This is a genomic window from Rhizobium sp. SYY.PMSO (assembly GCF_046840415.1).
Taxonomy (GTDB): domain Bacteria; phylum Pseudomonadota; class Alphaproteobacteria; order Rhizobiales; family Rhizobiaceae; genus Rhizobium.
Map to the genome: position 1 here is coordinate 379,794 of NZ_CP177351.1, position 13,626 is coordinate 393,419.

The following is a 13,626-nucleotide window of genomic DNA, read 5'->3' on the forward strand; positions in this document are numbered from 1 at the left end:
GTCAATCGTCGCTTACCAGATGGCAGGCCACGCGCGTTCCGTTCGACAGAGAGCGCACCGCCGGCATCTCCACCGAACATCGGATCGTCGCCAGCGGGCATCGCGGATGAAAGGTGCAACCCGAAGGCGGCTTGAGCGGACTTGGCACCTCGCCGCTGGCTAGCTCGTGATCGCGCTTCGGCGCCTCGATATTCGGAATGGTCTGCAGCAGGAGCTGCGTATAGGGATGGCGGGGCCGGGAAAACAGCGCCTCGGTTTCCCCTTCCTCGACGATCCTGCCCAAGTACATGACCGCGATGCGATCCGACATATGGCGGACGACGCTCATGTCGTGGCTGATGAAGAGATAGGTGAGGCCAAGTTCGTCCTGCAGCCGTCGCATGAGGTTCAGCACCTGGGCCTGCACCGAAACGTCGAGCGCGGAGGTGGGCTCGTCGCAGACGAGAAATTCCGGCTCGCTGGCAAGCGCGCGGGCAATGGAGATGCGCTGGCGCTGTCCGCCGGAAAACTCATGCGGGAATTTTTCACCGTCGGACACCGAGAGGCCGACGGTTAGCAGCAGTTCCTCGACGCGCTCGGTGATTTCGGCGGCAGTGCTGCGCAGCTTCAGTTCGCGCAGCGGTTCGGCGATGATATTCTTCACCCGCCAGCGCGGATTGAGGGATGCATAGGGGTCCTGAAAGATCATCTGGGCAGAAAGCGGCTCGCCGCTGCGCCCGGGCGCGAAACGGATTTCGCCGCTTGTCGGCTTGTAGAGGCCGGTGACAAGCCGTGCCACCGTGGATTTGCCGCAGCCGCTTTCGCCGACGATGCTGAGACAGCCGCCGGCGGGTACGGCAAAGCTGATGTCGTTGACCGCCTGCAGGAACTGGCGCGGCTTGCGCTCCACCACGCGGTTGAGCCAGGGAGCCGAGACGTCGAATGTCTTGACCAGCCCGTCGACGGCCAAGGCGGATGTTTTTTCGGACGATGCGGTCATGCCGTGCCTCCCGCGTTGAGCCAGCAGGCGCTCGAACCATCGCTGGCCGTGATCAGTTCTGGCCGTTCGCGCAGACAGCGCGGACCGGCGGATTTGCACCGGGGATTGAAGGCGCAGCCATCGGGAATGGCATCCAGCCGAGGCATCGAACCATCGATCTGGTTCAGTTTTTCGACACGCGCACCGAGCGAGGGAATGGAAGCCATGAGGCCCTGCGTATAGGGGTGACGCGGCGCATGCAGCACCTGCTCCACCTGGCCGATCTCGATGAGCCGGCCCGCATACATGACCGCCACGCGGTCCGCGGCTTCGGCGATCACGCCCATGTCGTGCGTCACCAGCATCACGGCTGCCTGCTTCTCCTTGCACAGCCGGCGAAGCAGCGAGATGATCTGCGCCTGGATCGAGACATCGAGGGCGGTGGTGGGCTCGTCCGCGATGATCAGCTTGGGCGAGGCGGCGAGCGCAAGCGCAATCACCACGCGCTGGCGCATGCCGCCGGAGAACTGATGCGGATAATGGTTGATGCGCTCCTCCGGCGCGGGGATGCCCACATCGCGCAGCAGCTGGACGGAACGCGCGCGGGCTTCGGCCCTGCCGAGCGGCAGATGCTGCCGGATCGTCTCCGTCAGTTGTGCGCCCACCGTGAAAAGCGGGTTCAGCGAGGTCAACGGATCCTGGAAGATCGCGCCGATCTCGCGGCCGCGAATCTGCTCCATGGATCGGTCGTCCAGCGTGTCGATCCGCCTGTTGCCGAGCCAGATCTCGCCGCCGGCGATGCGGCCCGGACGTTCGAGCAGCCCCTGGATGGCAAGTCCGGTCATGGACTTGCCGGCGCCGGATTCGCCGACCACCCCAAGGATTTCGCCCGGACGGATGGAGAGGCTTACATCCGAAAGCGCCGTGACGGTGCCGCGGCGGTTCGGAAACTCCACCTTGAGATTTTTGACGTCGATGACCGGTTCCCTTGCCTCAACCATTGTCGGCCTCGATCGGATAACTGGGCGGGAAGATCTCCGAAACGGGCGGATGGTTCCAGCTCCGTTCGGGATATTTGGCAATCAGCCCGTCATATTGCGCCTGTGCCCGCTGCCGTGCTTTTTCCATGTCGAAGCTTGCCAGCCGGCGATCCAGCATCGAGAGGCGGCCATCGACGAAGACAGCCCGCGTCGCCTTGCCGGAGCCGCCGATGACCAGCGTCGTGATCGGATCGACGGAAGGCGCCATGATCGCGTCGTCCAGGCCGAAGACGGCGATGTCGGCGCGCGCGCCCGGCGACAGGTGCCCAAGATCCGGGCGTCCGAGCGCGCGTGCGCCGCCCAGCGTTGCCGCGTCGAAGAGATCGGCGCAGCGGACCCGATCGGGTGCATGATCGTTGATGCGGCAGGTGATCAGCCCGACGAGCAGATTCATCAGCATGTCGGGCGGCGTGGTATCCGTGCCCATGGCGATGTTGATGCCGCGCTCGCGGCACTTCGAAAAGGAGTTGAGCGTCGAACCGCTGCGCCCCGAGACGAGGGGACAGTGCACGATGGAAACGCCATGCTCGGCGTAAAGGCCGAGATCGTCCGCGGTCGCATTGGTGGCGTGCGGTGCGATCAGCCGTTCGCTCAGCAACTTGTTCCTGGCGAGCCAGGCAGGAGCGGTCGAGCCGTGCAGCATGCGCACCGTATCGACTTCCATCGTGCCCTGCGCCATGTGCAGGCGGAACTTGCAGTCGAGATCGCGCGCGGCGGCATCCGTGCGCTGCAGCAGGGCGAGCGTCGATGTCTCGACCCGATCGGGCGCCAGCATGCCGCGCACGAGATCCCCATGCCTGCCGTTCTGCCGCTTGATATAGGCAACGGCGTCATTCAGGCCCTGAAACCCGCGCTCCTCGTCGAAGACAGGCACCATCTTGCCCGGCGCTTCCAGCACCATTCCGCCGGAACGATAGGCGGGGCTGAGATAGACCCGAAGGCCGAGCTCGCCGGCCGCATCGGCGGCGGCATCGAACTCGGCGACGGTTTCCCCCCATTCGCGATAGAACAGCGATGCGATGGGCGCGGCGGTCGTGATGCCGTTCAGCAAAAGCTGGCCGAAGGCGAAGCGCTTCTGGAACGCCAGCTCTTCTTCGCCGTACATTTCATAAGGCCCGGCTTCCACATAGGAGCGCGGCCAGACGCGGCCCTTGGCCCAGCCCGGATGGTTGTCGATGCCGAGGATCGTCGTATCGAGATCCGACAGGGCGTCGAGATCGATCAGGCCGGGGCTGATGAGCGCATTGCCGAAATCGATGCGGCGCGCCACCTCGCCGGGAAAGCGATGTCCGACGAACAGGATGGCCCCATTCTCGAACACGACCTCGCCGTTGCGCAGCAGCGTGTGGCCACCGTCCGTGTGGCCGACCACCCAGCTTGCCGTGATCAGAGTGCGCCCTTCCGGGCGACGACCAAGCGAAAGGTCTGCAAAATCCTGCGACATCAAGGCATCTCCACTGTGGCCTGTCCCTGGCGTGCCACCACGCGGCCGCGCTTGACGACCAGCGGGCGCGGGGCGACATCGACCACGGCATGGGCGAGCGTCTGGCCGGCCAGCAGCGTGAAATCGGCGTCACAGCCGACCTTCAGGCCATAATTCTCCAGTTCCATGACGTCCGCGCCGCCCTGCGAAACGACATGCAGAACATGTTCCAGATCGCGATCCGAGCGCAGGCCGTTCTTCATGCCGATCACCTTGGCGCGGTCCAGCATGTCGGGCTGGCCCCACGGACCCCAGGTGTCGCGGATGCCGTCGCAACCGCCGCCGACGCGGACGCCGGCTTCCTTGAGACGCATGATGGAGGGCACGGCCGCCGAAGGCGCGCCGGTGGTCAGGATCGCGACATCGAGCTTTGCGATCTCGTCGATCAGCTTGCCGACGCGCAGGTAATCGTTCATCCCGAGAGCGAAGGCATGGCTGATGGCGACCTTGCCCTGCATGCCGTTGGCGCGGATGCGCTCGAACATCATCTCCATCGTGAAGGCGCCGAGATCGCCGGCCTCATGCAGATGAATGTCGATCGGAACACCGTGCTTGGTGGCAAGGGCGAACAGGATATCGAGCTGGCCCTTGGGGTCGCGGTCGATGCCGCAGGGATCGATGCCGCCAAGCACTTCGCAGCCCTGGCGCAGCGCCTCGTCAAGCAATTCCACCGTGCCCGGCATGACCATGACGCCGGATTGCGGGAAGGCGACGATCTCGATGTCGATGATGCCGTCCAGTTTCTCGCGCGTTTCCCAGACGCCTTCGACGAGGCGCAGGCCATGGGTCGGATCGATATCGACATGGCTGCGAATATGGCTGGCGCCGTGCGCCGCCAGACCGATGGCATGACGCATGGACTGGCGATGCGGGTCGATGCCGATCTCCAGGCGGTGCTCGCGCTCGAAATCGATGCGTTCACGCAGGATCGCGGCGCGGTTGTTCACATGCCAGGGCATGCCCCAGGTCGTCTTGTCGAGATGGGTATGCGCGTCGATCAAGCCCGGCGCCGCGATGGCATTGCCGCCGTCCTCGACGGCCATGCCCGGCTCGGCCTCGAAGCTACCGAAGCCGGCAATCTTCCCGTCGCGGATCAGAATATCGCAGGTTTCGCCCGCCATGGGCCGGACATTGCGCAGCAGAAGATTGTTCATGAACTTACCTCAGTTTCGGATTGAGCGCGTCGCGCAGCCAGTCGCCGAGGAGATTGACGGCGACGACGAGCAGGCAGAGCTGAATGACGGGGAACAGCACGATCCACCACGAACCGGAAAACAGGAACTGGTTGCCGATGCGGATGAGCGTGCCGAGCGAAGGCTGGCTCGGCGGCATGCCGATGCCAAGGAAGGATAGCGTCGCCTCGGTGAGGATCGCCATGCCGAAATTGAGCGTCGCGGCGACCATGATCGGCGTCAGCGTATTGGGCAGGATATGCTTTGCCATGATGCGGCGGGCAGGCACGCCGATCAGCCTTGCCGCCTGTACGTAGTCTTTCCCGCTTTCGACGATGGCCTGCGCCCGCACCGTGCGGGCATATTGCACCCAGCTCGACAGCGCGATGGCAAAGACGAGCACGGCCGAAGCGCCGATCTCGCGCAGGCTTTCGGGCAACATCTGCCGCACGACGGTCGAAACCAGAATGGCGACGAGAATGGTCGGGATCGAGAGCATGACATCGCCGATACGCATCAGCAGATTGTCGATGAAGCCCCCGAAGAAGCCGGCAACGAGGCCGGCGATCATGCCGATCACCAGCGACAGCACGACCGACGCGAGGCCGATGACGATGGAGATGCGCGTGCCGTAAAGGATGGCCGACAGCATGTCCCGGCCCTGTGTATCGGTGCCGAGCAGATAGGGCATCTCGCCGCCATCATGCCAGATCGGCGGCAGTTCGGCCTTCCACATGTCGAGCTGGGCGCCGTCATAGGGGTTTTGCGGCGCGATCAGCGGTGCCAGGATCGCCGTCAGGACGAGGATCGCAAGCACGGTCGCGCCGATGATCGCCGCCTTGCTGTGCGTGAACGACCACCACAGGTCGCTGTTGCGGAGCCGCTTGAGGCGCGACGGACGCGCGGCCTTTTCCGGCTTTGAAATTTCCGACAGTTCCATGGTCATCGACGGGCTCCTGGTTTCGATCAGCGTGCGGTGCGCAGGCGGGGATCGATCACCGCGTAGGCGATGTCCACCAGCGTATTGAGCACGACAAAGATGAAGGAGATGATGCAGAGATAGGCCGCCATCACCGGGATATCGAGGAAGGTGACGGCCTGGATGAAGAGCATGCCCATGCCCGGCCACTGGAACACGGTCTCCGTGATCAGCGCGAAGGCGATCAGCGACCCGACGTTCATCGCGGTCATGGTGACGACCGGCATCAGACAGTTGCGCAGGGCGTGACGAAAATAGATGCGCCAGCGCGGAATGCCGCGCGCTCGGGCGAATTTCACATAGTCGGAGCGCAGCACTTCCAGCATTTCGGCGCGCACCAGACGCATGACAAGCGTGATCTGATAGAGCGAGAGCGCGATCGACGGCAGGATCAACGCCGCGCGGCCCGACGGTGTCAGGAAGCCCGTCGACCACCAGCCGATCTGCACGACGTCGCCGCGGCCGAAGGCGGGCAGCCAGCCCATGGTGACGGAGAAGGCCAGGATGAGCAGGATGCCGACGACGAAGCTGGGCAGGGACACGCCGATGATGGAGAGAAACTGCAGACCCTCGGTGTACCACTTGCCGCGCTTGATGGCCGTCAGCACGCCCAAGGGAAGGCCGAGCACCAGCGAAATCAAGGTTGCGACGAAGACGAGTTCCAGCGTGGCGGGGAAACGCTCGGCGATCAGCGGCAGCACTTGCTGGCCGTTGCGATAGGAGACGCCAAAATTGCCCTCGGACGCATTGACGACGAACCGGATATATTGCGTCGGCAGGCTGTCGTTCAGGCCCAACCGCTCGCGCAGCGCGGCGCGATCCGCCTGAGACGCCTGCTCGCCGACCATCATTTCGACAGGGTCGCCCGCAAGCCGGAAGATCAGGAATGCCAGCAGGGCGACGGCAAGCATCACCAGAATGGCATTCCCGAGGCGCTTGATGATGAAAACCAGCATGAGAACCTCCCGGCTTCGCTTGGTCTTTCGGCAAGGCTGCCCGATAAGACCCGGCTGAATTCAGTCGAGGAAGTGAAGAAAGAACAGCCGCAGCCGCGCGCAAACGATGTGTCGTCCGACCCTGCCGCAAGCCGGCAGCCACCGCCACACGAACATCGCCCGCTGCGAACAAACCTCCCTCGCTCCCTAGTCAGCATTAACGCAGATATTTGAAAGTTGTCAACTTGATTGTCGACAATATTGAACACTTATGTATCTCAATCAGGTTTTCCACCGGTAAGCCGGCGGGCCGTTCTGCCGCAGGCGGAGCATATGCCCGCCATTGTGGCGGCGATTGCGGAAATCTTGTCGAAGGATCGGCCGGCCGACGAAAAAAGCGCCTTGCAGGGTTTGCAAAGCGCTCCGTCTTCCTTCGTCGTCGCGGTTTGGCGGCTGCTATTCGGCCATCTGCGTCAGCCACAGGCGCGGCTTGTTGTCGGCCCGGAAATCGATGCTCTTGACCTTGTTCAGCAAGGCCCAGGCGATGGGCTGCTGATGCAGGGGAATGAGCATGACCTGATCCTTGGCGATTTTCAGCGCCTGCGCTTCCAGGGCCAGCCGCTTGTCATTGTCCGGCTCCTGCGCTGCCTCCGCGACCAGCTTGTCAAGGTCGGGGTTGGACCAGCCGCCGTAGTTGGAAACGCCCATGGCGCCGTTGCGCGTCGAAAGGACCTGCGAGAGCAGGGAGTAGGCATCGAGGGTCGGCTCGTTGGCCCAGCTCAGGTTGAAGACATCGGCCTTGCCGTTGCTGCGCTTGGATGTCTGCACCGCACGCGGAGCGATATCGATGTTCGGCTGGAAGCCGCCGCGCTTCAGCATGTTGGTGACGCCCGAGCAGATATCCTCCTCGTTGATGCTCTCGTCGTTCATGCACATGTAGGTGAAGGCCAGGTTCTTCTGGCCGGCTTCCTCCAGCAGTTTCTGTGCGAGCTTGGGGTCGGCCGGCTGGTAGGTATCGAGATCCTTGACGTAGCCGGGAAGCTCCGGCGCGATCAAGGAGCCGGACGGTCGCGCCAGGCCGCGCATGACTTTCTTGTTGATCAGATCGCGGTCGATGGAGGCTTCGAAAGCCTGGCGCACGCGCAAGTCGTTGAATGGATTGGGACGTCCGTCCTCCAGCTTTTCCTTGCGGTTGAAGGCGATGAAGACGGTACGCAGCTCCGTGCGCTTCTTCACGGTGATATTGGGCGTGGATTCAAGACGCGGCAGATCCTGGATCGGCGCGGAATCGATGAAGTCGATCTCGCCGGACAGCAAGGCGGCGACGCGCGTGGCGGCGGAGGCGATCGGTACGAACTCGATGCGGTCGAGATTGTGCTTTTTCTGATCCCACCAGCCGGGATTGACGACCAGCACCGTCTTGCTGTCGGGTACGCGGCTTTCAAGCTTGAACGGGCCGGTGCCGTTGGTATGCATCGTCGCATAGCCTTCGACCTTCGAGGCGAAATCGGTCGGCTTTTCGCTGCCGTTGTCTTTCAGCCATTTGGCATTGAATATGAAGATATTGGTGATGTCGTTCAGGAACAGCGAGGTCGATGCGGAAACCTCGATATCGACGGTATAGTCGTCGACTTTCTGGATGCCGACATAGAGCGGAATGTTGCCGCGCAGCGGCGAAGCGGGATCGGATGCACGCTTGAAGGACGCGACCACATCGTCGGCGGTGAAGTCCGCGCCGTTCTGGAACTTCACGCCCTTGCGCAGGGTGAAGCGCCAATGCTTGTTGTCGATCAGCTTCCATTCGGTGGCAAGCGCCGGTTCGATCTTGAAGTTCGCGTCGTAGCGAACCAGCCCTTCGTAGATATGGTTGAGAAAAGCGAGATTCGACGTGGACGGGACTGAATCCGGGTCCAGCGAATAGATGTCCGCCCGGCTGCCCCAGCGCAATGTGGCTGCGTCCGCCGGCGCGGCGATGGCCGCCGCCGCCAGTGCGGCAATGATGACCTTTTTGAAATGAAGCATTGATTCCTCCCTCCGGTATGATGGGCTCTGTTCCCATTTGCTCCGAAGTATCGATGTGACCTTTTCTATTGTCAATAAAATTGTTGACAATTATCGTATCCAAAGTCCGAACGGATCAGCGGCACTTCACGCGTAGACACAGAGGAGGAAAGTGTGGAAGGTTTGTTACTGGTGCATGGAACGATCGTTACCGTCGATGGGGAACGACGCATCATCGAGGATGGAGGTCTGGCGATATCGGCGGACCGGATCGTCGACATCGGCACCGCCGCGGAGCTGATGCCCCGTCATGCGGACAAGAGAATTATCGATTGCCGCGGCAAGCTGATCATACCGGGTCTGATCGACGCCCATGGCCACGCCGGACACGCGTTGATCCGCAGCATCGCCGCCGATACCAACGGCATGTGGATGCGGGTGGTGACGCCAACCTATTATCACTATGTCACGCGCGACTTCTGGTATGCGGACGGGCTCGTGTCGGGGCTTGAGCGGCTGCGCGCGGGCGTGACGACGGGTGCGAGCATCATCACCTCGATGCCCCGCAGCGACGACCCGGTCTTCGCCATCAACCACGCGCGCGCCTATAGCGAACTCGGCCTGCGCGAGATCGTATGCGTCGGTCCTTCGGGGCTGCCGTGGCCGCATCCCGTCACGCGCTGGGAACGCGGCAGGCCCGAGCGCCGCCATATCGCCTTCGAGGAGATGATCGAAGGCTCGGAGGCCGTGATCGAGGCGGTGAACGGCGGCGCGGATGGCCGTATCAGCGTATTCCTGACCCCCTTTACCATCGTCCCATCGGTCGAGCCGTCCAATGCTTCGACGCCGGATCAGGCGGTCAATCTGACGGATGACGATCGCATGCAGGCACGCCGGGTTCGGGAGACTGCCCGTAAATGGAATGTACGCATCCATTCCGATGCTTTTGCCGGCCAGATCCGCATGGCGTTTCAGGACAAGGAAAATGCTCTTCTCGGACCCGATGTGCATCTGCAGCACTGCTGGGGGATTTCGCATGAGGAGATGGATATCCTGGCCGAGACCGGAACTCATGTCACCCATGCGCCGCCAGGTCGATCCACGCCGATTCTGGAAATGATGGCCAGAGGCATTCCGCTGGCGATCACCTCGGACGGCGTCTCGCCGAGCCGGCATTTCGACATGTTCCAGACCGCCAGGCTCGCCCAGTCGACACAGCACATCCTGCATAACCACGATCGCTATCTGCTGCCGCCAGGCAAGATCTTCGAGATGATCACCATCGATGCCGCGAAGGTTATCGGCATGGAACATGAAATCGGTTCGCTCGAGATCGGCAAGAAGGCGGACATAGCCATCATCGACATGCGAAAGCCGCATCTGATGCCCAACTGGATGCCGGTCCACCGCCTCATCCATCAGGTTCTGGGAAGCGACGTCGACACCGTGATCGTCGACGGCAAGCTGCTGATGGAAGCCGGCAAGGTGCTGACCGCCGACATCGAAGCCGCACTTGATTTCGGCCAGCAGGAAGCCCTGGCGCTTGTCGAGCGCGCCGGACTGCAAGCTCATATGCATGATCCCGGCTGGGGCAAACTGCAACGCACGTTCCGCGAGCCGGTCCATCCGCCCCAGCCCCCCGAATGCTGGAATACTTGACCGGCGCGGATCCTCTGGCAGCCGGCATGCCGGTCATGCAGACGTGCCTCGATGCGCAGGATTGAGAGATGGAGGTCCTTTCCGATGGAGAGGGTGATACCTCCGTTGCGAAGGACGTTTTCTCCGGTGACGAGATGCGGCGGCCTGGGTGTTTCCTGAAATGGGCGCCACTTCCTCTCGGCTGGCTGCGCGTGTCCACAGCGCGTATCTCCTCGCTTGCCGTCCAAGAATTGAAAAGCCGCGAAACAAATCGGATTGCAAGGCAAAAGGGGCTGGAGCGCCGGCCGCGGCATTGCCTTGCGGCGGACGGTCGCCTTCCGTCATCTGCCGCTTGTATGCGTCGATGATCTCGCCGCCCGTCGCGAGCCGGACTTCGCTTCGTGACGCGATATGCTTCAGCGCCTCGCCGGAATGTTTCGCGCGATGCGGAACGCCGGCAAGGAAGGCGTGCAGGCCTGTGGCCATCATCCGTCCTGTCTTTGCCTGTCATTACGCTCATGGGAGGGATGGGCTGTTCGTCATTGGTCCAGTCGGCAATACAGCCGATGCCGTTCCCGCCCCGGTATGTCGAGCGTGTGATTACTTTCGCTCGGCGTCCGTCGCCGACGGCGCCGAACATCGGATGACCGAACTCCACCATCCTTAGCCGACAATCCGAAATCGTGTTCTGCCGGGCCTGCCGGGCCTCCGATCGGCGCGTTCCAGAGGTTGCGCTTCTTATCGTCATGTCCGGTACCGATTGCACACGGGCCAGCGGTTGTGGGTCGCGATGGTGATAAAACTAACAAAGATGTTGACATTTGTTGGTAATATAACGAATATGCCGCCTGTCAATTATTCCGTTTGCGTTGGGAGGCGCGACCATGGGCATATCAAAACGATTCTCGTTGGCATCGGCGGCATTCGCACTGGCGATCTCCGCCTTTGCCTCCGATCCCGCCTTGTCGGCGGATCTAATTCGTATTGTTTCTCCTTACCGGACGACGACGCTCGACCCTATGCGCTCGGCGTCGGCGGGCAACATCGAGACCTACGGGCAGATCTATGCGCGTCTCTTGCGACGCGACCCGGAAAGCGGAGCACTCCAACCGGGTCTCGCCGAACGCTGGGAAATTTCCGATGATGGCCGCGTGTATACGTTCCATCTTCGTGACGCCCAGTTCTCAAACGGAACTCAGATCACGGCGGATGACGTGGTGTTCAGCCTGTCGCGCATTCACGGCGATAAGCAGTCAGCCTATCCCGCGCCGCTGGAAGCGATGGATACGATCGTGGCAAAGGATCCAAAGACGGTCGTCATCACGCTGAAGTCCGCCTTCGCACCGTTCCTGGACAATCTCGAGATCTGGAATATGGGCATAGTCTCCAAGGCGGACGTCGATGCGCGAGGCGTCGAAAAGGCCTTTGCCGACATGCCGGTGACTTCGGGTCCATACAAGGTCAAGGAATGGAAGCCGAATGAGATGCTCGTGATTGAGCCCAATCCTCATTACTGGCGCACCGGTTATCCGAAGTCGGACGCAACCGTTGAATTGCGGGAAGTGACTTCGCCCGAGACCCGGATCGCGATGCTCAAGGCGGGCGAGGCTGAGGTGGTGCGCAGCGTGCCGTGGACCCAGATCGCCGACCTGAAGGCAACGAAGGGCATCGACATGCGGCTCGAGCCATCGACGACCATCTACATGACGCTGCTCGATCACAAGCGCGAACCATTCTCGAATCTGAAAGCACGGCAGGCCGCGGCGGAAGCGCTCGACAGCAAGGCGATAGCCAAGGCGGTCACGCTTGGCAACGCCCAGGTCGCGAACACGACCCTGCCGATGATCGATTTTCACGATAATGATTATCCCGGTATTCCCTACGATCCCGTCAAGGCGAAGGCTCTTCTGCAGGAATCCGGTATGATGGGTCACGAGGTCAAGATCCTCGCGATGTCCGGTCCGACCGAGCAGGTCGCTTTGCTTCTCCAGGCGCAGTGGCAGGCAATCGGCCTGAAGCCAACCATTGTTAACGTCGACGTCGGCGCGTGGTGGGACGCGATCGGCAAGGGCGACTACGATGCGACCCCCTCTTCCTGGTATAACGAGACGACCGATCCCGATCTCGCCGTTCGCTGGGCGGTGTGCGGCACATGCGGGTCCAATTCCTACAGCACGTACTACAACAACCCAAAGGTCAACGATCTCGTGGAGCAGGGAACTCGGGAAACCGATCCTGTCAAGCGCGCGGCGATTTACAAGGAGATTCAGAAAATCTCCACCGAAGAGGTATCGCAGATTCCACTCTTTTACGCGCCCAATACCAACGCCTATTCGACAAAGCTGAAGGGTATGAAGCTGACATCTGCGCTGCAATGGACGCTAGAGGACGCAACGATCACCAAATAGATAGATGGACACCAGATGGCGCCGCCGCCAAGCCGCGCCATCTTTCTTCTTCCGGAGAGCTATATTGACCTTCCTGTCACTCATCGTCAGGCGACTGTTGCAACTTTTTGCCGTTATGTTCGGCATCAGTGTAGTGACTTTCGTTCTGCTACATCTTGCGCCGGGTGATCCGGCACGTCTCCTGGCAGGGGATCGCGCCAGTCCGGAGACGCTCGCGGCCATTCGCGCCCAATATGGTCTCGATCTGCCGCTTTGGCAGCAATATTTTGCCTATCTCCTCAATCTTGCGAAAGGCGATATCGGTCTGTCGCTACGCTTTCAGCGGCCGGTGATCGAGTTGATTGGGCAATTTATGTGGCCCACCCTGTTTCTGACGGGCTATGTAGTCGTGCTTGCCGTTCCGCCGACCGTGGTGCTGGCCATAGCAAGCGCGCGCCGGCCGGGCGGGTTTGCGGATCAGCTTATCCGCCTCCTCGGCATCATGGGTCTGACGATTCCCGTCTTCTGGCTCGGCCTCATGATGTCGCGCTTTTTCGGCGTCTCGCTTGGCTGGCTGCCGGTGTCAGGATACGGCGATTCCTTCGTGGACCACCTGTATCACATGCTCTTGCCGGCGATCTCCACCTCGCTCTGGCTAATTCCGGTGCTGACGCAGAGCCTCAGGGCAGCGTTGATCCAGAAGACAACAGCGGATTTTGTCACCGCGGCGCGTGCGCAGGGGGCGAACGAGCGGGAAATTTTCTGGCGAACGATCCTACCGAATGCCGTGCTGCCAACGATCAACCTGCTCGGCGTGATGGTCGCCTATTTGATCGGCGGGGCAATCATCGTGGAAACCGTCTATGCCATACCGGGGCTCGGTTCCCTGATGGTCGGCGCCCTGCTCGGACGGGATTACTATGTCGTGCAGGGGCTGACGCTGGTCTTCGCATTCGCCACTGTCCTCATAACGCTCGCCGTTGATCTCCTGTCGGCGTCCATCGATCCACGCATCCGGCTGTAAGGTTTAACA

10 protein-coding genes are annotated in these 13,626 nt (G+C 61.8%); 3 read left to right on the forward strand and 7 right to left on the reverse strand.

Features of this window, described 5'->3' with window-relative positions:
- Position 1 precedes the first annotated feature (1 nt).
- From ACJJVH_RS28530 to ACJJVH_RS28560, 7 genes are all read right to left on the reverse strand, one after another.
- Positions 2-979 (reverse strand): oligopeptide/dipeptide ABC transporter ATP-binding protein, encoded by a 978-nt coding sequence (locus tag ACJJVH_RS28530; RefSeq protein ID WP_112795215.1) that lies wholly within the window; start codon positions 977-979, stop codon positions 2-4.
- Complete coding sequence (locus ACJJVH_RS28535; RefSeq protein ID WP_113358493.1) at positions 976-1,959, reverse strand: ABC transporter ATP-binding protein; 984 nt, start codon at positions 1,957-1,959, stop codon at positions 976-978. The genes ACJJVH_RS28530 and ACJJVH_RS28535 overlap by 4 nt, the downstream gene beginning before the upstream one ends.
- Positions 1,952-3,442, reverse strand: a complete 1,491-nt coding sequence (locus ACJJVH_RS28540; protein ID WP_412066779.1) for an amidohydrolase family protein — start codon at positions 3,440-3,442, stop codon at positions 1,952-1,954. The genes ACJJVH_RS28535 and ACJJVH_RS28540 overlap by 8 nt, the downstream gene beginning before the upstream one ends.
- Complete coding sequence (locus ACJJVH_RS28545) at positions 3,442-4,635, reverse strand: amidohydrolase family protein (protein ID WP_412066780.1); 1,194 nt, start codon at positions 4,633-4,635, stop codon at positions 3,442-3,444. Before ACJJVH_RS28545 ends, ACJJVH_RS28540 begins: the two co-directional genes overlap by 1 nt.
- 4 nt (positions 4,636-4,639) lie before the next feature.
- Positions 4,640-5,593, reverse strand: coding sequence for an ABC transporter permease (locus ACJJVH_RS28550; RefSeq protein WP_412066940.1), 954 nt, complete (start codon positions 5,591-5,593; stop codon positions 4,640-4,642).
- 26 nt (positions 5,594-5,619) lie between these two features.
- Positions 5,620-6,588 carry an ABC transporter permease gene (locus ACJJVH_RS28555; protein WP_112795220.1) on the reverse strand — a complete coding sequence of 323 codons (969 nt, stop codon included), beginning with the start codon at positions 6,586-6,588 and terminating at the stop codon, positions 5,620-5,622.
- 435 nt (positions 6,589-7,023) lie between these two features.
- On the reverse strand, positions 7,024-8,589 hold the full coding sequence (locus tag ACJJVH_RS28560) for an ABC transporter substrate-binding protein (RefSeq protein WP_113358490.1): 1,566 nt from the start codon (positions 8,587-8,589) through the stop codon (positions 7,024-7,026).
- Positions 8,590-8,742: 153 nt separating this feature from the next.
- Here ACJJVH_RS28560 and ACJJVH_RS28565 point away from each other — a divergent pair, with 153 nt between their 5' ends.
- From ACJJVH_RS28565 to ACJJVH_RS28575, 3 genes are all read left to right on the forward strand, one after another.
- Positions 8,743-10,227, forward strand: a complete 1,485-nt coding sequence (locus ACJJVH_RS28565; protein WP_412066781.1) for an amidohydrolase family protein — start codon at positions 8,743-8,745, stop codon at positions 10,225-10,227.
- Between the two features lie 863 nt (positions 10,228-11,090).
- Positions 11,091-12,614, forward strand: coding sequence for an ABC transporter substrate-binding protein (locus ACJJVH_RS28570; RefSeq protein WP_412066782.1), 1,524 nt, complete (start codon positions 11,091-11,093; stop codon positions 12,612-12,614).
- Positions 12,615-12,678: 64 nt separating this feature from the next.
- Positions 12,679-13,617, forward strand: coding sequence for an ABC transporter permease (locus ACJJVH_RS28575; RefSeq protein WP_112795247.1), 939 nt, complete (start codon positions 12,679-12,681; stop codon positions 13,615-13,617).
- The last annotated feature ends 9 nt before the right edge of the window (positions 13,618-13,626 follow it).

Excerpts from the sequence above, each read along its gene's own strand:
- ACJJVH_RS28530 (WP_112795215.1), bottom strand. The coding sequence starts at position 979 with ATGACCGCATCGTCCGAAAAAACATCCGCCTTGGCCGTCGACGGGCTG.
- ACJJVH_RS28535 (WP_113358493.1), bottom strand. The coding sequence starts at position 1,959 with ATGGTTGAGGCAAGGGAACCGGTCATCGACGTCAAAAATCTCAAGGTG.
- ACJJVH_RS28540 (WP_412066779.1), bottom strand. The coding sequence starts at position 3,442 with ATGTCGCAGGATTTTGCAGACCTTTCGCTTGGTCGTCGCCCGGAAGGG.
- ACJJVH_RS28545 (WP_412066780.1), bottom strand. The coding sequence starts at position 4,635 with ATGAACAATCTTCTGCTGCGCAATGTCCGGCCCATGGCGGGCGAAACC.
- ACJJVH_RS28550 (WP_412066940.1), bottom strand. The coding sequence starts at position 5,593 with ATGGAACTGTCGGAAATTTCAAAGCCGGAAAAGGCCGCGCGTCCGTCG.
- ACJJVH_RS28555 (WP_112795220.1), bottom strand. The coding sequence starts at position 6,588 with ATGCTGGTTTTCATCATCAAGCGCCTCGGGAATGCCATTCTGGTGATG.
- ACJJVH_RS28560 (WP_113358490.1), bottom strand. The coding sequence starts at position 8,589 with ATGCTTCATTTCAAAAAGGTCATCATTGCCGCACTGGCGGCGGCGGCC.
- ACJJVH_RS28570 (WP_412066782.1), top strand. The coding sequence starts at position 11,091 with ATGGGCATATCAAAACGATTCTCGTTGGCATCGGCGGCATTCGCACTG.